This window comes from Brevundimonas sp. (genome assembly GCF_050729455.1).
GTDB lineage: Bacteria > Pseudomonadota > Alphaproteobacteria > Caulobacterales > Caulobacteraceae > Brevundimonas.
This window is the reverse complement of record NZ_JBOHLI010000020.1, coordinates 20,645-46,612: the sequence shown is the minus strand read 5'-3', so window position 1 is coordinate 46,612 and position 25,968 is coordinate 20,645. Positions and strand designations below refer to the sequence as shown.

Genomic DNA, 25,968 nt, shown 5'->3' with positions numbered 1-25,968 from the left:
CTTGAGGACAGGTCTCGAACCACATTCTTCCTTCACACACCGCCTTGCCGCGGGATGGAGCAGCCCGGTAGCTCGTCAGGCTCATAACCTGAAGGTCGCAGGTTCAAATCCTGCTCCCGCACCCAAGCACTCGAAAAGCCCCGCAGCCCAAAGCCGCGGGGCTTTTTGCTGTCCGCGCCCCGCCCATGGCGAGCAGGGCGGCGAGGCTGCCGTGCACCTCCAACTGGAACTTGCCCAAGCCCTCCGCGGAGATGAAGTCGACGCGGTCGATCAGTTTGCGTAGTTCGACGCGCACTTCTTCGCCGTCGTCGCCTTCGATCGCCTGATGTAGATCGGTCGCCAACCGGCGATAGGCCTCGGCCGCGCCGGGGTGCAACTGGATCACTGAGGGCGCGCTATAGGATGCTAGGCGGTCCTGGATCTCCATCCGGTGCGCTTTAAGCGGCGCGCTGATCGTCTTCAGCTCCGCCGTCTCGATCGCTCCGTCGATCTCGGCGAGTTCGCGTTCCTGCGGCGCCCGTTCGACCAGCAGGTCGATGGGAAATCTCATTGGTTTACCGGATCGCTTCGCTACGACCGGCCGCGGCTTCATTTCCACTGCTTCTCTCAGTGGCCGCTATAGCCATTTGTGAATATCTGAGATCGTACAATCTATTATATAGATATAAGAACGCCAGTAACGTCCTCTTGGGAATTAAATCAGACTGGCACGGGCTCCTCCGTACAAGGATCAAGGCGCGTCCAGTCATCGGGAGGGGTGGGTGATGAGATCGAAGCGGAATTTGCGCTGGGCCTTGCTGGCGACTGTGGCGGCCTGCGTCGCGCCGGGCGCGGCGTGGGCGCAATCGACGACGGACGGCGCCGCCGTCTCCACGACCTCGGTTGACGACATCGTGGTCACGGCGCGCAAGCGTGAAGAGCGTCTGCAGGACGTGCCGATCTCGGTCCAGGTGTTCGGCGCCGCCGCGCTGGAGCAGGCCGGTATCAAGGACTTTTCGGAAATCGCCTATCGCGTGCCGGGGCTGAAGCTCAGCGCCGAGCGTGCGGTGGACACCGAGCTCTTCATTCGCGGCATCGGCTCGGACATCCAGGGGGCCGGGGCGGACGGGGCGGTCGGCATCTTTGTCGACGGCGTCTACATGTCGCGCGGCACGGGCGCCCAGCTCGACCTCTATGATCTGGAGCGGGTCGAGGTGCTCAAGGGGCCGCAGGCGCTGCGGTTCGGCAAGAGCGTGGTCGGCGGCCTGATCAACTATGTGACCAAGAAGCCTGGCGATGAATTCGAGGGTCGCGCCGAGGTCACGGTGGGCAACTACGCCAAGTTCGACGTGGCGACCTCGGTCAGCGGTCCCTTGTCGGATACGCTGGGCTTCGGTCTGGCCGTCAGTTCGCGCACGCACGACGGCTATGCGATCAATACGCGCGGCGGAGACGAAGAGGATCAGAACGCGCAGTCGGGGCGGGCTCAGCTGCGCTGGCGGCCCAGCGACCGGCTCGATATCAATCTGGCGGCCGATTATACGCGCCACCGCGACGGCGCGCGCTGGGTGGATATCGTGGTCCCCGGCGACAGCCACGAGGTCACCTACAACGGCTTCTTCGCGCCGCCGATCGCCAGCCTGCCGGGCTTTGTTCTGCCGGACCGCAATGCGCCGTTCCGCAGCGACAAGCGCCGCGAAGGCGCGCATAATTTCACCGGCTATCAGAATTCCGACATGTACGGGATCAGCGCCACGGTCGACTGGGAGGCCAGCGACAGCCTCAGCGTCGCGCTGCAGACCGCCTATCGCGACTCCGAGCTGGCCGCCCGTGAAGACGGGTCGGGCATGTTCTTTGACTTCCCGATAGATCCGGCCACCAACGCCCCCGACGTGACCTCGGCCATGCTGGCGGGGCTGAACACCTATCTCGCGACCGTGCCCGACAGCTATTTCGACAGCGGCAAGGCGGAGGATGTGAAGCAGTTCTCGCAGGAAGCGCGTCTGCGCTGGGACAAGGGCGGCGCCCTGCGGCTGGAAGGCGGGGCCTATTATCTGCATGAGGAAATCCGCCGCGCCGAGGATGTGAACTTCCTGTTCGCCGATTTCCAGGCGATCACCGAGTTCGCCTTCGCCATGGCCTTTGGCGGCACGCCCGCTTCGCCTTTCCCCGGCTCCAACCACACGGTGACGACGTCCAAGAACGACAACATCGGCGTCTTTGGCGAGGTGAGCTACAGCCTGTCCGGGCAACTGACGTTCGATGCGGGGCTGCGCTACGCCTATGATCGCAAGGACTATTCGAACAACCGCTCGGGCGAGTCGTTCGAAGGCGCACCGGTCAACTTCACCGTCGGGGAGAAGCGGTCGTGGGACGCCTGGCTGCCCAGCGTCACGCTGCGCTATGAGCCGAACGACGACGTGTCGCTCTATGGCCGCTACGCCCGAGGCTACAAGCCGGGCGGCTGGACCGGTGAAGACGCGAACACGCCGGCAGAGGCCCTGGTGTCGTTCGACCCTGAAACCGCCGACAGCTTCGAGCTCGGCGCCAAGCTGGCGTTCGCCGAGCGACGCGTCTTCCTCAACGCGGCGGCCTATTACACGCTGTACGACAATCTGCAGACCAACCAGTTCGTCTCGCCGGGGCCGGGGATGCCGCCCGACAACTTCGTCTTCAACGCTGAGAACGGCACACGGGCCTATGGTCTGGAACTGGATGTCCACGCCCGCCTGACCGATGAGCTCACCGTGTCCGGCAACTACGCCTATTCGCGGTGCAACTTCACAGGCGAACTGATCATCGATGACGACGGGACCGACCTGGACGGCAAGACTTGCCGACGGACGCCCGAGCACGCCTTCGGGGTTTCGGCCAACTATGACCGACCGATCGGCAACGACCTGGTCTTCACCGCCGGCGGCGACTTCCAGTTCACGGGCGCGACCTTCTTCGACAACCCGAACACCGAGTTGCTGAAGTTCGACGACGAAACCCTGGCCAACGCCCGGATCGGCATCCGCAACGCGGACCGGAGGTGGGAACTGACGGCCTGGGTCAAGAATCTGACGGATGAGCTCAACTACACCAGCAAGCTCAATCTCTTCGGGACCATCTACGGCACCTACATCCCGCCGCGCACCTATGGCGTGACCGCCCGGTTCAGCTTCTAGGGACCGGTACAGTTGATATTGAGGGGATCGCCAATGACGCGGAGTTTCGGGATCAAGGCAGCCGTCATGGCTTTGTTGATCAATGCAGCGTTCCTGACCCCGGCGAGCGCCGGGGACGGGAACGGCCACGAACCCGGTCCGATCAACGTCGTCGATCCCTGGCTCAAGGCGTGGCAGGCGGTGGCCCCCGGTCATCCGCCGGCCCCGCCGACGCCAGGCGTGGACTATGGGATGGATCCCGAAACCGGGGCCTTTCGCCATCCCGTCGCCACGCCGCTGACCACCAGCGCGCCGTCCTTCCCCGGCCAACTCGAGCATTGGGATCAGAACAGCTACGCCAAGAATGTCGATGTGGTCGCCTTCTATCCGGCGGTGACCTCGCCCTGGCACGCCTGGGCCAGCGTCGTTGATTTCGACGGCAAGCGGTACCTCTACACCCATGACCGCGACTACCTGCGGATCATGGACGTCACCGATCCGCGCGCGGCCAGGATCGTCTGGTCGCAGGGCGGCGTCTGGAATGCACAGGGGTCCAGCGAGGACTTCGACGCCTCGGCCGTCACCGACTACTTCGGCGGGGTCACCATCGCCTGGAGCGAAAAGCTTCAGCGCAATGTGCTGGTCGCCTCCTATGAGATCGGCCGGTTCGGTCTGCTGGAGGACAAGACCCGCGAGCCGGACAAGGTCGAGGCGCAGCGTCACTACAACTCGCTGAAGGGCTTCAAGGTCTTCGCGATGAACGGCCCGACGCCGGACCAGTGGGAGCTGATCGCCACGCGGACGACCGACTATCAGCATCCCGACGCCCCGATCGGCGAGCAGCAGGGATCGGGCGCGCTGGACGGCGCGACCTGGTGGGGCGGCAAGTACATGCTGCTGTCCGCCGCCCCCGACGACCGCTATTCGCTGACCGAGTATCCCGACTATCTCTACTCGCCGGGCTATCAGGTCTGGGACATGTCGGACCCGGCGGACCCGAAATTCATCACCCAGGTCACCGTGCCGGGTCAGGTCCTGGGCGACCCGGAAAGCGAGGCCGCCTATCGCGCCAATCCGCGCGCCGGCAACCGCACCAGTTGGATGGGATCGCGCACGCCGATCGTCCTGTCCAGGCCGGTCGAGGAGGGCGGCAAGATCGGCTTCGGCGGCATGGGCGGACTGGGTTTCTACAGCTTCGATCTCAGCGATCCGGCCAACCCCCAGACCCTGGGCCACATCAGCGTGCCGCCCAGCTTCGCCGGGACCGAGTTCGATAATGTCGATGTCAGCCAGTATGACCGGACGGGCTTCGTCTTCTCGAACGGCTATCCGATGAACGAGAACTGCTACGAGCCCTACAAGGACATCTTCTCGATCGACGCCCGCGATCCCGCCAACCTGCGCGTCGCCGCGAAATTCCCGCGTCCGACGCCGCCGCCCGGCGCCGAATTCACCGACTTCTGCCAACGACGCGGCAGCTTCGGGCCGAAGCGTTCGGGCGGTCTGGGACAGCCCGAGCATGGCCGCCAGGGCGTCGTCCCCTATGCCTTCTACAACGCGGGCATCCAGATCTTCGACGTCAGCGATCCGGCCCAGCCGACCATCGCCGGCTATTTCGTGCCCCGCTTCGCCAACGAGACGGAAGTCCCCGAATACACCTTCGGCAACTCCACCTTCGCGGTCTTCACCGAATACGACCGGAACATCATCTGGGCCTTCTCGGTGAACGCGGTCTACGCCCTGTCGACGCCCCTGTTGGGCGAACCGAAATTCACCGCCCCGGACAAGCCCTGGCCCGAACGCCGCCAGGCCCAATAGGGATCAAACCATGCGCCACTGGAAAGCCGCGACGGCGGGGGCCCTGTTCCTCGCCGGATGCTCGAACGCGTCTGTCGACAAGCCCGCTGACCCGGTGTCGGCGGAAGCTCTGGGCGACAACATCCTGCACATCACCTGGGGCGGGATCGCCGAAGCCGATCAGGGCGAGGCCAAACGCCACTGGTCGACCTGGACGATCAATCTGGTCGATGGCGGGCCTGAGTACGGTTGGCTGTCCGAGAAGGACGCAGCCTTCCCGCACACGCTGAGCTTCGAGCTGGCGGGGACCGGCAAGGTGCGCGCGGTCGCGCTAGACAACCGTTTCGCGCCGGTGGTGCGCGAAGACGGCTCGATGTCGCAGACCGCCGAGGGCTCGCCCGTCCGACGCTTCGCCCTGCTGGGCTCGACCGTCGGACCCGACGGGCCGTTCGAGACCCTGGTCACGGGCGAGGCCAAGGCCGACGCGCAGACGCTGATCGAACTGCCCAAGGAAGCCTCCGCGCGCTGGCTGCGCCTGCGCATCGACAGCAACTGGAAGGGCAGCGGCGCCACGCGTCTGTCCGACCTGGCGGTCTATGGTGAACTGGACCAGCGCGGGGCGGCGGGCGAGGCTGACGTCAGCGGGGTCTATGCCCATGAGTACGGCCCGATCGCCCTGCGACAGAGCGGGCAGGACATCCGGGGCTGTTACAACAACGGCCTGGGCACGCTGCACGGCACGGCCTTTGGGCGCATCATGCGGTTGGCCTGGTTCTCCAAGGAAGAAGGCAGCATCGGCTCGGCGACGTTGGTGGCGGCCAACGGCAAGCTCTACGGCTTCTGGTATCGCCCCGAAGACAGGATGGGCAGCCCGTGGAACGCCGTCAGGGAAGCGAACCTGACCGACGCCGACCTCGGCCCGTGCCGCGCGGCCCTCTATCCCCCCGCCTGAGACATGAGGCCGCCGACCATGGACCCCCTTTTCACCGTCGCGCCGCCGAGCGCCGAAATCGCGGGCGACGCCCGGCGCTTTCCGATCCGCCGCATCTTCTGCGTGGGCAAGAACTACGCTGACCACGCGCGCGAAATGGGGGGCGACCCCACGCGCGAGCCGCCCTTCTTCTTCTCCAAGCCTGCAGATGCGGTGGTGGCGGGAACGGCCGAGATCGCCATGCCGTCGCGCACCGCCAACCTGCATCACGAGATCGAGCTGGTGGTGGCGCTGGGGCAGGGGGGGGCCAATATCGCGCCCGAAGACGCCCTGGGAGTGGTGTTCGGCTATGCGGTCGGCAATGACCTGACCCGCCGCGATCTTCAGGCCGAGGCCAAGGCGGGCGGTAGGCCCTGGGACATGGCCAAGGGCTTTGATCACAGCGCGGTGCTGTCGCCGATCCGCCCGGCCGCCGAGATCGGCCACCCATCGAACGCGCGCATCTGGCTGGCGGTGAATGGGGGGATGCGGCAGGACGGCGACATCGCCGACATGATCTGGCCGGTCGCCGACATCATCGCCGCGCTGTCGACCTATGTGGAACTGAAGCCCGGCGACCTGATCTATACCGGGACGCCTGCGGGCGTCGGGCGCATCAAGGCCGGGGATGTCGTCGAAGGCGGCGTCGAGGGTGTCGGGACGATCGCCAACCGCTTCGTCTGACCGTCTCAATCATAACATAATAGACATATCGTCGCGGCCATTCGGTATTATTTGTTTATGGCGCGCGGGCTTAGGCCGGAGACGGCTGATGGCTCTTGTTCAAGGATCGCGCATGAAATCGACCAATGTGGCCCGCAACGTGGTTGCGGCTCTTCGCGACATGGGGGTGCGTCATGTCTTCGGCGTCCCGAGCGGCGGCTGGGTTGATTACATGGAGGCGATCCGCACCACGGACGGCATCGACTTCGTCCTGACCAGTCATGAGGGCGGGGCGGGCTTCATGGCCGATGTCTGCGGGCGGCTGACCGGGGTTCCGGGCGTCTGCTTCGGCACCTTCGGGCCCGGCGCCACCAACCTGGCGACCGGGGTGGGCGGGGCGACGCTGGACCGTTCGCCGATGATCGCCCTGACCGATGAAATGCCCGCCGCCTGGCGCAGCCGCACGGTGCAGATGGGGATCGACCATCAGGCCCTGTTCGCGCCCCTGACCAAGGCGACGATGCGGATCGAGGCCGACACCGCCGTCGACACCCTGGCCGAGGCCGCGCGGATCGCCCTGTCGGGCCGTCCCGGCGCGGTCCATGTCGGCCTGCCCCAGGGGATGAGCGCCGTCGCGGTCGAGGAGGCGCGCATCGCGCCGCCCGCCGCTGACCCGGTCCCCGCGCCCGATGCGGCCGCTGTCGAGGCCCTGATCGCGGCCTTCGCCGCCGCCGCGAAGCCCGTGCTGGCCATCGGCCTCGGCGCCGTTCATGCGGGCGTGCAGGATCGCATCCTTGCGCTGGCCGAGCGTTTCGGCCTGCCGGTGCTGCTGACGCCGATGGCCAAGGGCATGGTGACGGAGGCCCACCCCAATTACGCCGGCGTCCTGTTTCACGCCCTGTCCGACCTAGTCGGCCAGACCCACGCCGAGGCCGATCTGGTGGTCGCGGTCGGCTATGACCCCATCGAATTCAACTATGAAAGCTGGATGCGCGACGGGCTGGCGCTGGCCAGCATCGACATCGTCCCCGCCGATATCTATCGGGCGGTTCATCCGGTCGTCGCCGATGTCGTCGGCGCCGTCGCGCCCGCCCTCGACGCCCTGCTGGCGCTCCCGGCGACCGCCAAGGACTGGGACCTGGCCGCCTTGGCGTCGCGCCGGGAAGAGATGTTCGCGCGTCTGGCCGGAGGCGAAGGGCCCTTCGGCCCCCGCGCCGCGCTGGACGTGCTGCGCGACGTCCTGCCCGCCGACGGCATCATGACCTGCGATGTCGGCGCCCACACCCACCTGATCGGCCAGCACTGGCGCACCCCTGCGCCGGGGACTCAGATCATGACCAACGGCTGGTCGGCGATGGGCTTCGGCCTGCCCGCCGCGATCGCGGCCAAGCTGTGCCGCCCGGACACGCCGGTCTGCTGCGTCCTGGGCGACGGCGGCTTCCTGATGACGGCGGGCGAGCTGGCCACGGCGGTGCGCGAGAAGCTGCCGCTGGTGATCGTCATCTTCACCGACAACGACCTGGCGCTGATCCGCATCAAGCAGGAGAAGAAGTCGAACCCCATCTATGGCACGCCGGTGCGCGCCGAAGGGACCATCGGCGGGCCGTCGCTGTTCGGCGTGCCGGTGACAGTGGCGCGTGACCCGGCCGAGTTCCGCGCGGCGCTGGAGGCCGGCTTCGCCGCCGATGGCCCGGTGATCGTCGAAGCCCTGCTGGACAGCCGCGAGTATGATGAGCTGGTGCTGCGCAAGGACAAGCCGTGAGCCTGGCTGTGAGGCGCGTACTGCCCGAAACCGGCCGGTCGTTGCTGATCGGCGGCGGCTGGGAAACGGCGGCTGAAACCATGACCGTGCGCAACCCCTTTTCCGGCGACGTGCTGGGCGAGGCGGCCTGCGCCGACGTCACGCACGTCGAGCGGGCGGTGGCCAGCGCGGTGGTCGGGGCCGAGGCGATGCGCGACCTGTCGACCGGGGCACGGGCCCGCATCCTGCATAGCGCGGCGACGGCGCTGGAGGGCGACGCCGCCCGTTTCGCCGTCGCGATCACAGCCGAGACCGGCAAACCGGTGCGGTCTGCCACGCGCGAGGTCGCGCGCGCGGTCAACACCCTGCGCCTGTCGGCGGAAGAAGCCACGCGGCTGGCGGGCGAGACCATCGCCTTCGACAGCTTCCCCGGCGGCGAAACGCGCTCGGGTCATTACCTGCATGAACCCCTGGGCGTGATCGTCGCCATCACCCCCTTCAACGATCCGCTGAACCTGATCTGCCACAAGGTCGGCCCGGCCCTGGCGGCGGGCAATGCGGTGGTGCTGAAGCCCGCCGAGCAGGCGCCGCTGGTCGCCGTCATGCTGGCGCGGCTGCTGCTCGCGGCGGGACTGCCCGACGGCGCGCTCAACCTGCTGACGGGACGCGGGTGCGATTTCGGCGACGCCCTGACCAGCCATGACGACGTGGCCATGGTCAGCTTCACCGGCGGGGCCGGCGTCGGCCAGGCGATCTGCCGTTCGGCCGGGATGAAGCGCGTGGCGATGGAGCTGGGCGGCAACGGCCCGGTCATCGTGATGGACGACGCCGACATCGACCGGGCGGCCCAGGCCTGCGCCTCGGGGGCCTTCGGCGCGGCGGGGCAGAACTGCATCGGGGTGCAGCGCATCTATGTCCATGTGGCTGTCCACGACGCCTTTCGCGACGCCATGGTGGCGGCGACCGAGGCCTTGAGCGTCGGCGATCCGATGAACCCCGCGACCGAGATCGGCCCGATGATCGGCCTGCAGCAGGCCGAGCGCATCCTGGCCTGGACGCAGGAGGCGGTGGCGCAGGGCGCGACCCTGCTGACCGGCGGCGAACGCGTCGGCGCCCTGGTCCGCCCGACCTTGCTGGCGGACGTGCCGGAGGAGGCGCGGGTGTCCTGCCAGGAAGCCTTCGGCCCGGTGGTCAGCCTGTTCCGCTTCAGCGATCTGGACGAGGCCATCGCGGCCGCCAATCGCGCCGACTACGCGATCCATGCCGCGATATTCACAGAATCCCTACGCCACGCGCGTCATGCGGCTCGCCGTCTGCGGGCGGCCGGTGTGATGATTAATGATTCGACCGATTACCGCCTCGACGCCATGCCGTTCGGCGGCGCCGGGCGGGGCAATATGGGGCGGGAAGGCGTGCGTTTTGCGGTGCGTGAGATGTCCCAGACGAAGGTAGTGTGTTTCCATGACGCTTGACGTGACCCGAATAGAAATCCCCGAGACGCCTGACCGCGCCTGGTGCGAGGCGATGGATCGCGCCGATCTGCTGGCGCCGCTGCGGGACCGTTTCGACCTGCCCGAGGGGATGATCTACCTCGACGGCAATTCGCTGGGGGCCATGCCCAAGGGCGCCAGCGCCCGGGCGCTGGATGTGGTGACCCGCGAGTGGGGCACGGACCTGATCAAGAGCTGGAGCAGCGCCGGCTGGTTCGACCTGCCGGTGCGGCTGGGCGACAAGTTGGCGCCCCTGATCGGCGCGGGGGCGGGCGAGGTCATCCTCTGCGATTCCACCAGCCAGAACCTGTACAAGGTGCTGTCGGCGGCGGTGGCCATGCGCCCCGACCGCAATGTCCTGATCCTGGAAGGCAGCAACTTCCCGACCAACAACTACATCGCCGAGGGTGTCGCCGCCGCGACCGGCGGCCGGGTGTCGGTTCGCCTGTGTGAAAAGGACGAGATCGCCGACGCGATCGACGCGAACACCATCGCCGTCGCCATCACCCATGTTCATTACAAGACCGGCCATGTCCACGACATGGCGGCGATCACCGCGCGGGCTCAAGCCGCCGGGGCGCTGGCTGTCTGGGACCTGTGCCACAGCGCGGGCGCCATGCCGGTCGACCTGAACGGCTGTCAGGCGGACTTCGCCGTCGGCTGCACCTACAAGTATCTGAACGGCGGGCCGGGTTCGCCCGCCTTCCTGTTCGTCGCCAAACGGCATCAGGGTCAGGCACATCAACCGGTGACCGGCTGGTGGGGCCATGCCGCGCCCTTCGCCTTTGAACCCGGCTATCGCCCGCAGACGGGCCTGCGCCAGTTCCTGATCGGCACCCAGCCGATCCTGTCGATGGCGCTGGTCGAAACCGGGCTGGATATCCACCTTTCCGCGGACATGGCGGCGATCCGCACCAAGTCGATGGCCCTGACCGACCTGTTCATCCGCCTGGTCGAGCAGCGCTGCGCCGGTCACGGCTTCACCCTGGCGTCGCCGCGTGACGCCGCCGCGCGCGGCAGCCAGGTGTCGTTCGCCCATGCCGACGGCTATCCGATCATGCGCGCCCTGATCGCGGCCGGCGTCATCGGCGATTTCCGCGCGCCGGATACGGTGCGCTTTGGCTTCACGCCGCTCTATGTCGGCTATGCCGATGTCTGGGACGCGGTGGAGCGACTGGCGGCGATCATGGATGGCGGGGTCTGGAACGCGCCCGAACATCAGGCCCGCGAAGCCGTCACATGAGCAAGGCACGAGGGGGAAGTGCGATGGACGAACAGACCTACATCGACCGCGAGGCGGGGCTGGAGCGCGGGCTGAGCAAGGCGCAGATCGTCATGATCGGCCTGGGCGGGGCGATCGGCACCGGGCTGTTCATGGGGTCGGGCATCGCCATCGGCTACGCCGGCCCCGGCGTGCTCGTCAGCTATGTCATCGCCGCGCTGATCGCGGTGATCATGGTGTTCAGCCTGTCCGAAATGGCCGTCGTCCACCCGACCGCGGGATCGTTCGGCACCTATGCCGAAATCTACCTCGGCCCGCTGATGGGCTTCATCGTTCGCTACACCTACTGGATCCAGCAGGTGCTGCTGATCGGCAGCGAGGCGATCGCCGTCGGCATCTATATGCGCTGGTGGTTCCCCGGCACGCCGGTCTGGATGTGGGCGCTCGGAAGCGCCGGCGTCGTGGTCTGGGTGAACACGCGGGCGGTGCATAATTTCGGCTCGGTCGAATACTGGCTCACCGTCATCAAGGTGTCGGCCATCGTCGGCTTCATCCTGGTCGGCCTCAGCCGCATCTTCGGCGTGGTCGGCGATCCCATCGGCCTGCACAATGTCACGGGGCTGGCGGGCGGCTTCCTGCCCAACGGCTTCTCCGGCGTCTGGCTGGCCGTGCTGATGGCCCTGTTTTCCTTCATGGGGCTGGAGTTCGTCGTCGGCACCGCCAGCGAGGCCAAGGATCCGAAGAAGGCGATCCCGGCGGCGCTGCGCACGATGGCGGGGCGTCTGTTCCTCTTCTACATCCTGGCCCTGTTCATCATCGTCGCCTTTATTCCGTGGACCGAGTCCGGGGCCAAGGTGGTGACCGAAAGTCCGTTCGTGAAAATGTTCGCCAGCGCGGGCATTCCCTATGCGGCGGGCATCATGAACTTCGTCGTCGCCTCGGCGGCCCTGTCCGCGATGAACACCAGCATCTACCTGGGCTCGCGCATGCTGTTTTCGCTGGCGCGCGGAGGCTATGCGCCGCGCGCCCTGGGCGAACTGAATGCGCAGAAGGCGCCGATGCGCGCGACGCTGGTCACCGGCGTCGGCATCCTGGCCGCAGCCTCGATCTCGGCCCTGACCCCGATGGCCTACAACTATCTGTTCGGGATCGTTCTGTTCGGCGGCCTGCTGGTGTGGAGCACCATTCTGGCCAGCCACCTGCGCTTCCGGCACCGCCACAAAGGCGTCGACCTGGCGGTGCGGATGCCCTTCTTCCCCTATGCCCAGATCCTGGGGCTGGTTCTGCTGGCCGCAATCACGGTGACGATGGCGCTCCACGCCGATTGGCAGGTGGCCTTGGTCGCCGGCGTGCCGTGGCTGATCGTCGTCGCTTCGGCCTATTTCATCTGGCAGCGCCTGTCGCGGAAGTCGGCGCCTACGCCTTGACCTGCCCCAGCTCGTCGCGGATCTCGCCCGCTACCTCGTGGATGATGTCCATGAAGTAGCGGGCGGCGGCGGACAGCTCGACGTGGGCGTGGGTGGTCGCGCCGATGCGTGAAATCGCGCCTTCCAGAACGATGGGCAGGATCGTCAGCCCAGCCTGACCGTCGCCGACCTGATGCGGCATGGCGGCGATCATGTCGGTGTTCATCAGCAGGCCGTGGTTGGTCAGGATCGACACGGATTCGATCACGTCGTGCGGGGGCTCGAGCCCTTCGTGGCGGAAGGCGGCGTCGATCTGGCGGCGCAGCGAGGTCTGCGGCGGCGGCATGACCCAGGCCTGATCGACCAGATCGGCGAGGGTCAGCGACGCCCGTTGGGTCAACGGATGGTCGGCGCGCACCATGATGGCCACGGTGTCGAGATAGAGGACGTCCTGCTTCAGGCCCTCGCGCTCGCGATACTCGGGCAGGCGGCCCAGCACGACGTCGAGGTCGCCGGTGCGCAGGGCCGGCATCAGGCGGTCGATGGTGCCTTCGGTCACCGTGACCGCGATCCCCGGCCGCTGTTCGCGTAGCCGCGCCAGGGCGCGCGGCAGCAGCGAGGTCGAGGCGGCCAGCAGGGTGCCGACATGGACCCGGCCCGAAAGCCCTTCCTCGAGCGATTGCAGCTCTTCGCCCGCGTGGCGCAGCTGGGTCAGGATCAGCTTGGCGTGCTTGATCATCACCTTGCCGAAATCGGTCGGGGTCACGCCCCGTGAGGAGCGATCGAACAACTGGACGCCCAGGGCGTCTTCCAGCTCCTTGATGCTCTTGGTCGCGGCGGGCTGTGCGATGTTCAGGGCCTGCGACCCCTTGAGCACCGTGCCCTCGTCGGCGATCGCCGTCAGCAGCCGCAGCTGGCGCAGCTTCAGCCGACCTAGCAGGAAGTTCTCGTGGAATTTGGGCATGATGCATCCTGCGCCGCTTTGAACGCGTTATAGCTGTTTTGTAATAGCTGGGGCAAGCCTCTGGATTATTGTTGATAGCCGTCCCCCGCTACTCAACCTCATGACCCCCTGCGCCAGACGCGGCTGCGGGGACGACGGATGGACAGGCGCGGCGACAATCATGACAACCGAGGCTTCAAAAGACATGGCTGTCATCGACATGCACAGCCATTTCTTCCCCGCGATGGATGCGGCCTATCGCACGCGGGCAGAGGCCGAAGGTCTGCCCTGGCTGCGCGAGACGGGCGGCGGCAAGGGGTTCATCATGCAGGGCGGGACCGAGTTCCGCCCGGTCGAGGACGTCCTGTGGGACCCGGCGCGGCGCGTCGAGGCGCTGGACGCCCAGGGCATCGACCTGCAGGTCCTGTGCGCCACCCCGATCATGTTCGGCTACAGCCGTCCGGCGGCCGAGGCGCGCGACATGGCCCAGCGTTTCAACGATGAGGCGATCGCCTTTTGCGGCCACGCGCCGCGTCGGATGAAGGCCCTGGCCCAGGTCCCGTTGCAGGACATCGACATGGCCTGCGCCGAGGTCAGCCGGGCGATGGCGACGGGCCATCTGGGCGTCCAGATCGGCAACCACATGGGGATGCGCAACCTCGATGACGAAGGTCTGCTGACCTTCCTCACCCATTGCGCCGACATCGGCGCGGCGGTGCTGATCCACCCCTGGGACATGATGGCGCGCGAGCGTATGCCCAAATACATGCTGCCCTGGCTGGTGGCGATGCCGGCCGAGACGCAGCTGTCGATCCTGTCGCTGATCCTGTCGGGGGCCTTCGAGCGCCTGCCGAGATCCTTGCGCATCTGCTTCGGCCACGGCGGCGGCAGCTTCGCCTTCCTGCTGGGCCGGGTGGAGAACGCCTGGAAGTATCGCGATATCGTTCGCGTCGACTGCCCCAATCCGCCCTCGACCTATGTCGACCGCTTCTTCGTCGATTCGGCGGTATTCGACCCGCGCGCGCTTAGCCTGCTGATTGACGTGATGGGCGAGGATCGCGTCCTGCTGGGTTCCGATCACCCCTTCCCGCTGGGCGAACAGGACATCGGCTCGCTGGTGCGCGGCCACGACGGCCTGTCAGGCGGGCAGAAGGCCAAGATCCTCAGCGGCAACGCCAGGGCCTTCCTGAACCTCTAGGTTCCGCAGTCCCGCAAGCATCAGAAACCCGCCGGAGCGCTGCTCCGGCGGGGCTTTTGCGATCCGCGATGATGCGCCGGTCACGCCGGGGCGGGGCTGCCCTTGTAGCTTTCGGTGCCGGCCCAGCCGCGCTCGGACACGTCGACCATGACGTTTTCAGGCCCGGTCATCTTGTACTCGGCGTTGTCCTTGGCTGGATTCTTGCCGAGACCCTGGGCCAGGTTGACGTCGTGGCGCGGCGCAAAGCCCGAGTTTTCGAAGCGCTCGACGATGGCGTTGATGTCGTCGCACTGGAAGCCGATGTGATGCAGGCCGGTATAGCCGTCCGGGAATTCCATCCCGGCGGCGGGGCGGTTCTTGAAGCAGAGCAGGGCGATGTTGATGTGGCCGTCGGTCACGTAATAGCCGCGCGCGTTGCGGCTATCGATCTTGCCGGCCAGGGTCCAGCCGAGGACGTCGGTGAAGAAGCCGACCGAGGTGTCCGGGTCAGCGGAAGCGATCGCCACGTGGCGCAGGCGGGTCGTCATGGAGCGGGCCTTTCTGGGGCATGAGCAGAATGGCCGCCGACGCACGGCGGCCGGTTGCAGAAATCAGGTGCCGATGCGGATGGGGCTGACCAGGTCGCGCAGTGCGGCGACGATGCTGAGCGCAGTGATGCGGCCGGTGCCGGGGTTCTCGTCGCTCGGCACGTTCTCGATGGCGAGCTCCAGCCGCGCGCTGTCGGCGTCGACCACGATCCGGTGCGTATTGCGCTCCAGCATGGGGTCAGCCCAGATTTCGAGCTGGGTCCGGTCAGGACCGACGCCCGCCATGCCCAGCGCAGCCGCGACATTCACATTGGCCGGGAAGGCGATGGCGCCCTCGCGCGCCGTGCCCTCGAAGATCTTGAGCGGGGCGGTGAGGCCGGACAGGTCGATGCTGTTGCGAACCACGTGCTCGGCCTTGACCAGGGACTTGACCGGCTTGCGTGTCACCATGGTCACCGAATGGATGGTCCCGATGGCGGCGGCGCGCACCGCGTCCAGCCCCAGCAGGGCGCCGGTGGCCAGGACGATGCGTCCGTTGTGCGCTCGCGCCAGATCGACCGCCTGGGGCCATTGCATCAAGGCCGCGCCACTGACGGTCACCAGGGTTTTGCCGGCGCGGAGTGTCGTCTCGGCGATGTCGCGGAAGGCCGCGGTCGGGGCGCTGTCGACGATGACGTCGCAGCTGGCGACCAGCGCGGCGGTGTCGAGGATCGGGACGGGCGCTTGCAGCTGCGCCATCGCGGCCTCGGCGCGCGTGCGGTCGCCGGCGGACACCGCCGTGAGCGTCAGCGGCAGTTCGCTGGCTTCGATATGGCGCGCGACAACGCGGCCGATGGTGCCGAACCCGGCTATGCCTACCTTGATCATGCCGGTCAGGCTAAGGCGTGGTTGCTATATAGGATTATACCCTTTGGCCGACTTGATATCCTGAAAGAGGGATAGCTCGCGCCTGCCTGTCAGATATATATTTTTGAATATATATGGGTCGAGTTTCTATCTTTGACCGCATATCTGCGACCCCGCACAAGTCATGACTGACGCGCGGGGAGAGCGATGCACGAATTCATCAACCAGGATCTGCTGACGCTGACGGCGATGATGGCGCTGACCGGCGCGGTCGGCGGCGTGCTGGCCGGCTTGCTCGGCGTCGGCGGCGGCATCGTCATCGTCCCGGTGCTCGACCTGGTGCTGGCGTCGATGGGCATTGATTCCTCGGTGCGGATGCATGTGGCGGTGGCGACCTCGCTGGCGACGATCATCCCGACCGCCATTTCCTCGTCCCGCGCCCATCACGCCAAGGGCGCGGTCGACATGGCCCAGCTGAAGCGCTGGAGCGTCGCCATCTTCCTGGGGGCCATCGCCGGGGTGCTGATCGCCTCGCGGGTGACGGGGGATGTCCTGTCCGCGGTGTTCGGCGTCATCGCCCTGCTGGTGGCGATCAAGATGCTGCTGCCGCTGGAGGGCAAGCATATCGCCGAGGCCATTCCCGGCGGGCCGGGCGGTCAGGTGCTGCCGTTCGCCATCGGCGGCTTCTCCAGCATGATGGGCATCGGCGGCGGCACGCTGAGCGTCCCCACCATGACCCTGTTCAATTTTCCGATCCATCGCGCGGTCGGCACGGCGGCGCTGTTCGGCCTGTTGATCAGCGTCCCGGCCACCATCGCCTTCGTCATCACCGGCTGGAACGTGCCGGACCTGCCGCCGGGCAGCCTGGGCTACGTCAACCTGATCGGCCTGGCGATCATCGCGCCGGTGTCCTTCTTCGCCGCCCCGTGGGGCGCGCGTCTCGCCCATGCGCTATCGAAGCGGCATCTCAGCATCCTGTTCGGCCTGTTCCTCGCCGTGGTGTCGGCGCGGATGCTGATCCGGGCCTTTGGCTGATGCCATGCCCGATGTCCGCAGCCCGCCCCTGCTGGACCGTCGCGCCGCGATCTCGCGGATCGGCGCTGGCGTCGCCCTTGGCGCAATCGCGCCGGCGCAGGCCTTCTCCTTTCAAAAGGTTGATCTATCCATGACCTGGTTTGCCCTGGCCACCCGCGCCGGCCCTGACGGCCCGCGCCCGACCATCAAGGTGGGCGACGCCTTCCACGATCTGCACGACGCCGCCGCCGCCCATGGGTACTCGGCGGTCGCGGGCGACGTCACCGCGATCACCCGTGACTGGGAGGCGCGACGCGAGGGGCTGTTCGGTCTGGCCCGTGCGCTGGCGGGGGCCTCGGGCTCGGCGCTACCGGCGCCGCAGCTGCTGACGCCGTTCGAGCCGCGTCGCGTCTTTGGCGCGGCGTCCAACTTCATCGAGCACGCCGCGGAGATGCAGACCAAGCTGGCGGCCAAGGCCGACAGCGAGCCCTACATCTTCCTCAAGACGGTCGAGAGCGTCGTCGGTCCCAATGAAACCGTCGTCGTGCCGTCGCAGGTGTCGCGCCCCGACTGGGAGGTCGAGCTGGGCGTGGTGCTGGGCCGGTCGGGCAAGAACGTCGCCGTGGGCCAGGCGCACGACCTGATCGCGGGCTACACCATCGTCAACGACGTCTCGGCGCGCGACCGCACCCGGCGCACCGACTTTCCGTTCTCGCACGACTGGTTCCGAGGCAAGAGCTTCGACACCTTCACCCCGATCGGCCCGGTCTTCGTGCCGCGCGATTGTCTGGGCGACCCGCACGACATCCGCCTGGGCCTCGACGTCAACGAGGTCTCGATGCAGGACGGCAATACGTCCGAGATGATCTTCAACATCCATGAGCAGATCGCCTACCTCTCGACGATCCTGGAGCTGCGTGCCGGCGATCTGATCGCGACCGGCACCCCGGCCGGGGTCGGCATGGGACGGGGCGTCTTCCTGAAGGACGGCGACGTCATGCGCGCCTGGGTCGAGGGGGTCGGCGAACTGGTCAATCCGGTCTCGGCACCGCATCTGCCGCGAGGAGACGCCTGATGGCCGCGCTGGGTCGACGCGCCCTGGTGGCGCCAGTGGTGATCGTGGCGGCGATCGCGGGTCTGACGCTGTGGAGCGGCTTCGCCGACAAGGCCCCGAAGGCGACGCCGCGCGAAGACGTCCGCACCGTCCGCTTCAACATGGCCTGGTTGCCCCAGGGCAGCATGGCGGGGGTCTTTGTCGCCATGGACAAGGGCTACTTCGCCGAGGCCGGTCTGAACGTCGAGCCGGTGCGCGGCTTCGGCGGCGTTCGGACCGCCAATGAACTCGACCAGGGCATGTTCGAGTTCGCCTATGTCGACCCCCTGTCGGTCGCGCTGAATCGCTCGAAGGGCGGCAGTACGCGGATGATCGGCGGCATCAATATGAAGCTGCCGGCCGGCGCCTGCTTCGTCAAGGAACGCCACACTATCGAGAGGCCCGCCGACCTGGCCGGACTGCGGTTCGGCGCGGGTCAGTCTTCGGCCATCCAGGCCCTGATGCCGGCCTGGCTTCAGGGCAACGGCGTCGATCCAGCGCAGGTCGAGCAGATCCAGCTCGACCCGGCCATCGTCGTCTCCTCGCTGGTCGAGGGACGCATCGACGCCGCCGAATGCTGGATGGGCAATTCGATGGCCCTGTTCGACAAGGCGGCCAAGGCCAAGGGCGTCAGCATCGGCCGGATCGCCTATGCCGACTTCGGGCTGGACGTCTACGGCAGCGGCCTGGCCACGCGCGACGCCCTGATCGACAGCGACCCCGAGATGGTGCGCGCCTTCACCCACGCCGCCTATCGCGGCTACGCCGAGGCGGCGCGCGATCCCGAAGGGGCGCTGGCGATCATTCGCAAGCATTATCCGCTGCTCGACGAGGCCGTGACCGAACGGCAGATCCGCGAGACCGCCGCGCTGATGGCCGCCGAGGGCGGGTCCCACCGTCTGCAGCCCGAGAAGATTCAGCGCACCGTCACCACCCTGCAGGCCAGCGGTCAGCTTCAGGGGTTCGACGCGACCGAGGCCCTCTTCACCAACGCCTTCGTTCCGACGGGGAAACAGCCATGACCGATCCGGCATCCTATCGCCCGCGTCCGACGCGGCTGGGCCACCTGGTGCTGAAGGTGCGCGACATCGACCGTTCGCTGGCCTTCTACACCGAGGTCATGGGTCTGGAGGTGTCGGACTGGATCGACCATCAGATGGTCTTCCTGCGCGCGGGCCAGGACCATCATGATCTGGCCCTGCTGCAACTGCCGCCCGGCCATTCGGCCGCGCCCGAGGGCCATTATCCGGCGGTCGAGCACTTCTCCTACCGGCTCGAAACCCTCGAGGAGATGGAGAAGGTCGCGGCCATGCTGACGGCGCGCGGCGTGCCCATTGATCGCGGCATCGGCAAGCACGGGCCGGGCGCCAACAGCTTCCTCGTGTTCCGCGATCCCGACGGCAACAATGTCGAATTCTATACCGACATGACCCAGATCGACGCTGACCACCCCTACGCCCCGTCGGTGTGGGACGGAAAGCAGATGGCGACCTTCGACCGCTGGAACCTTGAACGCTTTCTGGTGCCGCCCCCGGCGCGCATCCAGGCCCTGTTGGACAAGGAGGGCGAGGCGTGACCCGCTCGGTGTTCAACCGCGACACGGCGATCAGCGCGGCGTTTTTCCTGCTGCTGGGGCTGGCCTGGGAATACGGCGTCCGCTGGTCGGGGGTGCAGGCCTATCTGCTGCCGCCGCCGAGCGCGATCCTTTCGGAGCTATGGCAGTCGCGCGGGCCGATCCTGACGCAAAGCCTGGTGACGCTGACCGAGGTCTTCTGGGGCTTCATCATCGCCGTGGTGCTGGGCGTGCCGATCGCGGCCCTGATCTATTATTCGCGCACGGCCAAGCGCACCGTCTATCCCCTGTTCGTCGCCCTGCAGAGCATTCCCAAGATCGGTCTGGCGCCCCTGATCGTCGTCTGGTTCGGCTATGGCCTGACCTCGAAGCTGATCATGGCCTTCCTGTTCGCCTTCTTCCCGATCATCATCTCGACGCTGGGCGGGCTGGCCAGCACCCCGGCCCATCTTGAGGAGCATTTCCGCGCCCTGCGCGCCACGCCGCTGCAGACCTTCTGGCGGCTGCGTCTGCCGGCGGCCCTGCCCAGCTTCCTCGACGGCTGCAAGGTGGCCATGCCGCTGGCCGTCATCGGCGCGGTGGTCGGCGAGTTCGTCGGCTCGAACGACGGGCTGGGCAACCTGATCCTGACGGCGTCGGGTTCGGGCCACACGACTCTGACCTTTGCGGCCCTGTTCGCGGTGACGGTCCTGTCGCTGCTGCTCTTCTACGGCGTCGCCTATTGGGAGCGCTTCATCTGGTGGCGGGCGGCATGAACGCGGTGATTTCCATCAAGGGCGCCGGCAAGGCGTTCGAGGGCCGCCGGGTGCTGGAGAATGTCAGCGCCGACATCGGCGCGGCCGAGTTCGTCTCGGTGCTCGGCCCCTCGGGCTGCGGCAAGAGCACCTTGCTGCGGCTGATCGCCGGTCTGACGCCCTTTGAGGACGGACGTATCCTATTCAACGGGACGGATGTGACGACGCCGACGCCGGACATGGGCTTTGTCTTCCAGACCTCGAACCTGCTGCCCTGGCTGACGGTTCGCGACAATCTGATGCTGGGCGTCGATCTCGATCCGGCGGCGCAGCGGCCCGATGAGGCCGCCATCGCTGAACTGGTCGAGACCCTGGGCCTGACGGGCTTCGAGGCCAGCCATCCGCACCAGCTGTCGGGCGGGATGCGGCACCGCGTGGCCATCGGACAGGCGCTGGCGCGCAATCCGCAGGTCCTGCTGATGGACGAGCCTTTTGGGGCCCTGGACGCGCTGACGCGCGACCGGCTCAACATGGAGCTGCTGCGTCTGTGGCAGCGCGACCGCAAGACGGTGGTTCTGGTCACCCACAGCATTTCCGAGGCCGTGCTGCTGTCCGACCGGGTGCTGGTGATGTCGGAGCGGCCGGGGACGATCATCGAGGATGTTCGCATCGACCTGCCGCGCCCGCGCGACCCCAGTGTCACGCGCGAAGATCCGGCCTTCGGCGACTACGTCGTCCGGCTCAGCAAATTGATGGGAGTAGCGTGATGGACAGTGGGATTTTGAAGACCGCCGGCGCTGAAATCTATTACCAGACGCATGGCGCGGGGCCGGCGGTGGTGCTGGCCCACGGCATCGGCGGCAACCACGCCCTCTGGTACGGCCAGATCGACGCCCTGGCGCGGTCGAACCGGGTCATCCTGTTCGATCACCGCGGCTTTGGCCTGTCGCGCGATCTGGACGGGCGGGGGCGCGACGCCTTTGTCGAGGATCTGACCGCCCTGTTGGATCATCTGGGCGAGGCCAAGGTGGCGCTGGTCGGTCAGTCGATGGGGGCGGGAACCTGCATCGGTTTCGCGCATCAGGCGCCGGACCGCGTCGCGGCCCTGGCGATCTGCGACAGCCTGCACGGCGTCGTCGAAAGCCCGGCGGTGAAGGCGATCATGGACGCGGCCCGGTCCAAGACAGCCACGATGGACCAGATCGACCGCGTGCTGGGCGCCGACGCGCCGCGCGATCTGGCCATGCTCTATCGCCAGATCGCCAGCTTCAACGCCGTGGATCGCCACAACCTGACGGGGCAGTTTGCAGCCCGCCCGGCGGCGGATCTGGCCGGCAAGGGCTATCCCATTCTGTTCCTGTGCGGGACCGAGGACGTGATCTTCCCGATCGAGGCGGTGCGGCTGGTGCAGGAGGAGGTGGCAGGGTCCTTCCTGGTCGAGGTCAATGACGTGGGCCACTCGGCCTTCCTCGAGGCGCCGGTTCAGTTCAACGACACCATTCTGTCGCTGCTGCAGATGGCCGGCCATGTCGGCAAGGGCGGCGCGGCGCACAGCAACACCGCCGGCTATGTGCGGGTCGGAGGTCAGGCATGACGGACGCCGCCTATCCCTTCGCGCAACGCGACATCCTCAACTATGTCGACGGCGCCTTCGTCGCGGGCGACGCCTCCTTCGACAATGTGAACCCGGTGACCGGGACGGTCGCGGCGCGGGTGTCTCAGGCCGATCAGGCCATGGTCGACCGGGCGGTGGCGGCGGGACGCCGCGCGCTCAAGGGGCCGTGGGGGAAGATGTCCCAGGCCGAGCGTTGCAAGGTTCTGGTCCGCGTCGCCGAAGGGATCGAAGCGCGCTTCGACGACTTCGCGGCGGCCGAGATCGCCGACACCGGCAAGTCGCTGCATCAGGCGCGGACCATCGACATTCCGCGCGGGGCCGCCAACTTCCGCGCCTTCGCCGCGCTGGCCGAGGCGCGGGCCATGCCCAGTTTCCGCACCGATCTGGCCGATGGCCGCAGCGCCATCAACTACGCCGTCGCGCGCCCTCTGGGGGTGGTGGCGATCATCTCGCCGTGGAACCTGCCGCTGCTGCTGATGACGTGGAAGGTGGCGCCAGCGCTGGCCTGCGGCAATGTGGTGGTGGTCAAGCCGAGCGAGGAAACCCCGTCGACCGCGACCCTGCTGGCCGAGGTGATGGACGCGGCGGGCGTGCCGCCGGGCGTGTTCAATCTCGTCCACGGCTTCGGCGCGGCATCGACCGGCGAATGGCTGACCGCCAATCCTGACATCGACGCCATCACCTTCACCGGAGAGTCTTCCACGGGCGGCGCCATCATGCGGGTCGCGGCGGCGGGGGTGAAGCCGGTCTCGTTCGAACTGGGCGGCAAGAACGCGGCTCTGGTCTTCGCCGACTGCGACTTCGACGAAGCCATCGCGGGCACGGTGCGATCAGTCTTTTCCAACTGCGGCCAGGTCTGCCTGTGCACCGAGCGCATCTATGTCGAGCGGCCGATCTTCGAGCGCTTCGTCAAGGCTCTGGCCGAGCGCGCCGAGGCCCTGACCATCGGCGATCCCTGGTCCGGCGCCGACATGGGGCCGCTGATCTCACACGGCCATCGCGACAAGGTGCTGGGCTACTACGCCCTGGCGAAGGAGGAGGGGGCGACGGTGGTCACCGGCGGCGGCGTGCCGTCGCTCGGCGGTGCGCTGGACCAGGGCGCCTTTGTTCAGCCCACGATCCTGACTGGCCTGGGGCCCGAGGCCCGTTGCGTGCGTGAAGAGATCTTCGGCCCCGTCTGCCACATCGCGCCCTTCGACAGCGAGGCCGAAGCGATCGAGCTGACCAACGACAGCGACTATGGCCTGGCGGCGGCGATCTGGACGCGCGACGTGGGCCGGGCCCACCGCGTGGCGGGGCAGATGGAAACCGGCATCGTCTGGGTCAATGAATGGTTCCTGCGCGACCTGCGCACGCCGTTCGGCGGGATGAAGCTGTCGGGCATCGGCCGCGAGGGCGGCGAGCATTCGCTGAGCTTCTACTCGGAACCCACCAATATCTGCGTCAAAATCTAGGGGGAGGGGACGACATGACCGACATCGCGACAATCGCCGCAAGACTGGACGCCGCCGCGCGCGACGCCCGGGCGATCCCGCAGATCACCGGGCAGGAAGGCGAGCTGGCCCTAGCCGACGCCTATGACATCCAGCGCGCCGTGATCGACCATCGGCTGGCGCGCGGCGCGGCCCTGGTAGGGGTGAAGATGGGCTTCACCAGCGAAGCCAAGATGATCCAGATGGGCCTGAAGGATCAGATCTGGGGGCGGCTGACCTCCGACATGGTCGTGGCCAACGGCGGTGTGGTCGACCGCGCTCGCTTCATCCACCCGCGCGTTGAGCCCGAGGTGGCGGTGCGGCTGAAGGCGCCGCTGTCGGGCGAGGTCACACGTGATGAGGCCTTCGCCGCGATCGACGCCGTCGCGCCGGCGCTGGAGATCATCGACAGCCGTTATGAGAACTTCCGCTTCGCCCTGGGCGACGTGGTGGCCGACAACGCCTCCTCCTCGGCCTTTGTCGTGGGGGCCTGGCTGCCTGCCGAGGCGGACGTCGCCGACGTGCCGATGGTGATGAGCGTCGACGGCGCGGTCGCCGAGACGGGGACCAGCGCCGCCATCCTGGGCGACCCGATCCGGTCGCTGGTCGCGGCGGCGCGGCTGGCCGGGGCGGCGGGGCTGACGCTGCAGCCCGGCTGGACCGTGATGCTGGGCGGAGCGACGGCGGCGGCGGCGATGGGTTCGGCGCGGACGGTCTTGCTGGACGCCGGGCATCTTGGCCAGGTCGGCTTCACCATCGCAGGCGGCGCGACATGAACGGAGAAGGACGCGTCATCCCCGGCAAGGCGCGCCCGCGCGGCCGCTTTCCCCACTACCGTCGCGCCGGCGATTTCGTCTTTGTCTCGGGGACCAGTTCGCGTCGCCTGGACAACAGCTTCGCCGGCGCCTCGGCCGATGAATTCGGCGTCGTCAGCCTCGATATCGCCGAACAGACCCGCGCGGTGATCGACAACATCGGGGCGATCCTGGCCGATGCCGGGGGCTCGCTCGCCGACGTCGTCGACGTCACCAGCTTCCTCGTGAACATGAATGATTTCGGCGGCTACAACGCCGTCTACGCCGAGTATTTCAACGAAGCCGGGCCGGCGCGCACGACCGTCGCCGTCCACCAGCTTCCCCATCCGCATCTGCTGATCGAGATCAAGGCGACCGCCTTCATCCCGCGCGCCGACCGTCGCTGATCCCAGGATAACGCCCATGCTGACCTATGGACCGCCCTTCAACTTCCGTCAGTGGATCGCCGATCATCGCGAGCAGCTGAAGCCGCCCGTCGGCAACGCCCAGATCTGGGAGGACGCCGACTTCATCGTCACCGTGGTCGGCGGCCCCAATCAGCGCACCGACTATCACGTCGATCCGCTGGAGGAGTTCTTCTACCAACTGGAAGGGGACATGAACCTGCGCCTGTGGACCGAGGATGGCCCGCGGGACATGACGATCCGCGAGGGCGACATCTTCCTCTTGCCGCCGAACGTCCCGCACTCGCCGCAGCGTCCCGTCGAGGGCAGCGTCGGTCTGGTGATCGAGCGCAAGCGGCCCGAGGGCGTGACCGACGCCTTCCAATGGTACTGTGACGACTGCGGGTCGATCGTCCACCGCGTCGAGGTGCAGCTGAAGAGCATCGTCCGCGACCTGCCGCCCCTGTTCGCGGCCTTCTACGCCAGCGAAGACCTGCGCACCTGCGGCCAGTGCGGAACGGTCCATCCCGGCAAGCATGCGGTCCCGGCCTGATGTCGGCGGCCTATGAAGCCGCCGCGCGCCGGTTGCGCGACGCCTATGAGGGGAACGTGGTCGCGCCCTTGCGCGAGGTGCTGGACCCGACCGACGCGGTCGGCGCCTATGCCGTGCAGACGATCAACACCCGCTTCTGGGAAGGGCAGGGACGACGGATCGTCGGCCGCAAGGCGGGGCTGACGGCCAGGGCGGTGCAGATCCAGCTCGGGGTCGATCAGCCGGACTTCGGCGTCCTGTTCGACGACATGCGCATTGCTGACGGCGGTCGCCTTGATCCCGCGCGGACCATCCAGCCCAAGGCCGAGGCCGAGATCGCCTTTGTCCTCGGCGCCGACCTGCCCGATCCTGAAACGACGACGGCGCAGGTCGCGGCGGCGGTCGCCAGCGTCCACGCCGCCATCGAGATCGTCGACAGCCGGATCGCCGACTGGAAGATCACCTTCGCCGACACCGTCGCCGACAACGGCTCCTCGGCCTTCTTCGTCCTGTCCGATGCGGGCAGGGGGCTGGCGGGCCTCGATCTCGAAGGAGCGGCGATGGCGATGAGCGTCAACCGCGCGGTGGTTTCGACCGGCGTCGGCGCGGCGGCGCTGGGCAATCCGCTCAATGCGGCGGCCTGGCTGGCGCGAACCCTGGCCGAGCGCGGCGAACCGCTGAAGGCGGGCGATGTCCTGTTGGCCGGGGCCCTGGGTCCGATGATCGCCCTGAGCCGCGGCGACCACGTGGTCGCCACCATCGACGGCCTCGGTGACGTCAGCTTCACCTATGGCGAGGGCTGAGAC

The 25,968-nt window shown here is 67.5% G+C and carries 25 protein-coding genes and 1 tRNA gene; 22 read left to right on the top strand and 4 right to left on the bottom strand.

Translation table 11 applies throughout. The features are described from left to right. The first annotated feature begins 48 nt into the window (after window positions 1-48). A tRNA-Met gene (locus ACREEF_RS07200) sits at window positions 49-125 on the top strand. Here the strand turns inward: ACREEF_RS07200 and ACREEF_RS07195 are convergent. Continuing rightward, a complete protein-coding gene (locus ACREEF_RS07195; protein WP_431564914.1) occupies window positions 104-550 on the bottom strand; it encodes a hypothetical protein in 447 nt (148 codons plus the stop codon). The genes ACREEF_RS07200 and ACREEF_RS07195 overlap by 22 nt on opposite strands. A gap of 214 nt (window positions 551-764) precedes the next feature. Between ACREEF_RS07195 and ACREEF_RS07190 the strand changes: the two genes are divergently transcribed. From ACREEF_RS07190 to ACREEF_RS07155, 8 genes are all read left to right on the top strand, one after another. Beyond that, window positions 765-3,149 carry a TonB-dependent receptor gene (locus ACREEF_RS07190; protein WP_431564915.1) on the top strand — a complete coding sequence of 795 codons (2,385 nt, stop codon included), beginning with the start codon at window positions 765-767 and terminating at the stop codon, window positions 3,147-3,149. 66 nt (window positions 3,150-3,215) lie between these two features. Further along, window positions 3,216-4,946, top strand: coding sequence for a hypothetical protein (locus ACREEF_RS07185; RefSeq protein ID WP_431564913.1), 1,731 nt, complete (start codon window positions 3,216-3,218; stop codon window positions 4,944-4,946). Window positions 4,947-4,956: 10 nt separating this feature from the next. Beyond that, the gene (locus ACREEF_RS07180) at window positions 4,957-5,877 is read left to right on the top strand and encodes a hypothetical protein (RefSeq protein ID WP_431564912.1); all 921 of its coding nucleotides are present in this window, start codon (window positions 4,957-4,959) and stop codon (window positions 5,875-5,877) included. 18 nt (window positions 5,878-5,895) lie between these two features. Next, window positions 5,896-6,579, top strand: coding sequence for a fumarylacetoacetate hydrolase family protein (locus ACREEF_RS07175; RefSeq protein WP_431564911.1), 684 nt, complete (start codon window positions 5,896-5,898; stop codon window positions 6,577-6,579). Between the two features lie 112 nt (window positions 6,580-6,691). After that, window positions 6,692-8,320 carry a thiamine pyrophosphate-binding protein gene (locus ACREEF_RS07170; RefSeq protein WP_431564910.1) on the top strand — a complete coding sequence of 543 codons (1,629 nt, stop codon included), beginning with the start codon at window positions 6,692-6,694 and terminating at the stop codon, window positions 8,318-8,320. Beyond that, window positions 8,317-9,771 carry an aldehyde dehydrogenase family protein gene (locus ACREEF_RS07165; RefSeq protein WP_431564909.1) on the top strand — a complete coding sequence of 485 codons (1,455 nt, stop codon included), beginning with the start codon at window positions 8,317-8,319 and terminating at the stop codon, window positions 9,769-9,771. Before ACREEF_RS07170 ends, ACREEF_RS07165 begins: the two co-directional genes overlap by 4 nt. Before the next feature lies 1 nt (window position 9,772). After that, a complete protein-coding gene (kynU, locus tag ACREEF_RS07160) occupies window positions 9,773-11,032 on the top strand; it encodes a kynureninase (RefSeq protein ID WP_431564908.1) in 1,260 nt (419 codons plus the stop codon). A 23-nt stretch (window positions 11,033-11,055) separates the two neighbouring features. Further along, window positions 11,056-12,438, top strand: a complete 1,383-nt coding sequence (locus ACREEF_RS07155; RefSeq protein ID WP_431564907.1) for an amino acid permease — start codon at window positions 11,056-11,058, stop codon at window positions 12,436-12,438. Here ACREEF_RS07155 and ACREEF_RS07150 read toward each other — a convergent pair. Next, the gene (locus ACREEF_RS07150; RefSeq protein ID WP_431564906.1) at window positions 12,428-13,381 is read right to left on the bottom strand and encodes a LysR family transcriptional regulator; all 954 of its coding nucleotides are present in this window, start codon (window positions 13,379-13,381) and stop codon (window positions 12,428-12,430) included. The genes ACREEF_RS07155 and ACREEF_RS07150 overlap by 11 nt on opposite strands. A gap of 184 nt (window positions 13,382-13,565) precedes the next feature. On the opposite strand from ACREEF_RS07150, the gene ACREEF_RS07145 reads away from it, so the two are divergent. Further along, window positions 13,566-14,558 carry an amidohydrolase family protein gene (locus tag ACREEF_RS07145; RefSeq protein ID WP_431564905.1) on the top strand — a complete coding sequence of 331 codons (993 nt, stop codon included), beginning with the start codon at window positions 13,566-13,568 and terminating at the stop codon, window positions 14,556-14,558. Between the two features lie 80 nt (window positions 14,559-14,638). On the opposite strand, the gene ACREEF_RS07140 is transcribed toward ACREEF_RS07145, so the two are convergent. Beyond that, a complete protein-coding gene (locus tag ACREEF_RS07140) occupies window positions 14,639-15,085 on the bottom strand; it encodes a VOC family protein (protein ID WP_431564904.1) in 447 nt (148 codons plus the stop codon). A 63-nt stretch (window positions 15,086-15,148) separates the two neighbouring features. After that, on the bottom strand, window positions 15,149-15,952 hold the full coding sequence (locus ACREEF_RS07135) for an aspartate dehydrogenase (RefSeq protein ID WP_431564903.1): 804 nt from the start codon (window positions 15,950-15,952) through the stop codon (window positions 15,149-15,151). A gap of 186 nt (window positions 15,953-16,138) precedes the next feature. Between ACREEF_RS07135 and ACREEF_RS07130 the strand changes: the two genes are divergently transcribed. From ACREEF_RS07130 to ACREEF_RS07075, 12 genes are all read left to right on the top strand, one after another. Next, window positions 16,139-16,966, top strand: coding sequence for a sulfite exporter TauE/SafE family protein (locus ACREEF_RS07130; RefSeq protein WP_431564902.1), 828 nt, complete (start codon window positions 16,139-16,141; stop codon window positions 16,964-16,966). A gap of 130 nt (window positions 16,967-17,096) precedes the next feature. Beyond that, window positions 17,097-18,020, top strand: a complete 924-nt coding sequence (locus tag ACREEF_RS07125; protein ID WP_431564901.1) for a fumarylacetoacetate hydrolase family protein — start codon at window positions 17,097-17,099, stop codon at window positions 18,018-18,020. After that, entirely contained in the window at window positions 18,020-19,060 is a 1,041-nt protein-coding gene (locus ACREEF_RS07120; RefSeq protein WP_431564900.1) for an ABC transporter substrate-binding protein, read from the top strand. Before ACREEF_RS07125 ends, ACREEF_RS07120 begins: the two co-directional genes overlap by 1 nt. Next, entirely contained in the window at window positions 19,057-19,614 is a 558-nt protein-coding gene (locus ACREEF_RS07115; RefSeq protein ID WP_431564899.1) for a VOC family protein, read from the top strand. The genes ACREEF_RS07120 and ACREEF_RS07115 overlap by 4 nt, the downstream gene beginning before the upstream one ends. After that, window positions 19,611-20,366, top strand: coding sequence for an ABC transporter permease (locus ACREEF_RS07110; RefSeq protein ID WP_431564898.1), 756 nt, complete (start codon window positions 19,611-19,613; stop codon window positions 20,364-20,366). Before ACREEF_RS07115 ends, ACREEF_RS07110 begins: the two co-directional genes overlap by 4 nt. Beyond that, window positions 20,363-21,112: an ABC transporter ATP-binding protein gene (locus ACREEF_RS07105; RefSeq protein ID WP_431564897.1), complete on the top strand. Its 750-nt coding sequence runs from the start codon at window positions 20,363-20,365 to the stop codon at window positions 21,110-21,112. The genes ACREEF_RS07110 and ACREEF_RS07105 overlap by 4 nt, the downstream gene beginning before the upstream one ends. Next, on the top strand, window positions 21,112-21,939 hold the full coding sequence (locus tag ACREEF_RS07100) for an alpha/beta fold hydrolase (RefSeq protein ID WP_431564896.1): 828 nt from the start codon (window positions 21,112-21,114) through the stop codon (window positions 21,937-21,939). Before ACREEF_RS07105 ends, ACREEF_RS07100 begins: the two co-directional genes overlap by 1 nt. Further along, window positions 21,936-23,414, top strand: a complete 1,479-nt coding sequence (locus ACREEF_RS07095; RefSeq protein WP_431564895.1) for a 2-hydroxymuconic semialdehyde dehydrogenase — start codon at window positions 21,936-21,938, stop codon at window positions 23,412-23,414. Before ACREEF_RS07100 ends, ACREEF_RS07095 begins: the two co-directional genes overlap by 4 nt. A gap of 14 nt (window positions 23,415-23,428) precedes the next feature. After that, window positions 23,429-24,208: a 2-keto-4-pentenoate hydratase gene (locus ACREEF_RS07090; RefSeq protein WP_431564894.1), complete on the top strand. Its 780-nt coding sequence runs from the start codon at window positions 23,429-23,431 to the stop codon at window positions 24,206-24,208. After that, on the top strand, window positions 24,205-24,633 hold the full coding sequence (locus ACREEF_RS07085; RefSeq protein ID WP_431564893.1) for a RidA family protein: 429 nt from the start codon (window positions 24,205-24,207) through the stop codon (window positions 24,631-24,633). The genes ACREEF_RS07090 and ACREEF_RS07085 overlap by 4 nt, the downstream gene beginning before the upstream one ends. Before the next feature lie 16 nt (window positions 24,634-24,649). Then, window positions 24,650-25,183, top strand: coding sequence for a 3-hydroxyanthranilate 3,4-dioxygenase (locus tag ACREEF_RS07080; RefSeq protein WP_431564892.1), 534 nt, complete (start codon window positions 24,650-24,652; stop codon window positions 25,181-25,183). Next, entirely contained in the window at window positions 25,183-25,965 is a 783-nt protein-coding gene (locus ACREEF_RS07075; RefSeq protein ID WP_431564891.1) for a 2-keto-4-pentenoate hydratase, read from the top strand. Before ACREEF_RS07080 ends, ACREEF_RS07075 begins: the two co-directional genes overlap by 1 nt. The last annotated feature ends 3 nt before the right edge of the window (window positions 25,966-25,968 follow it).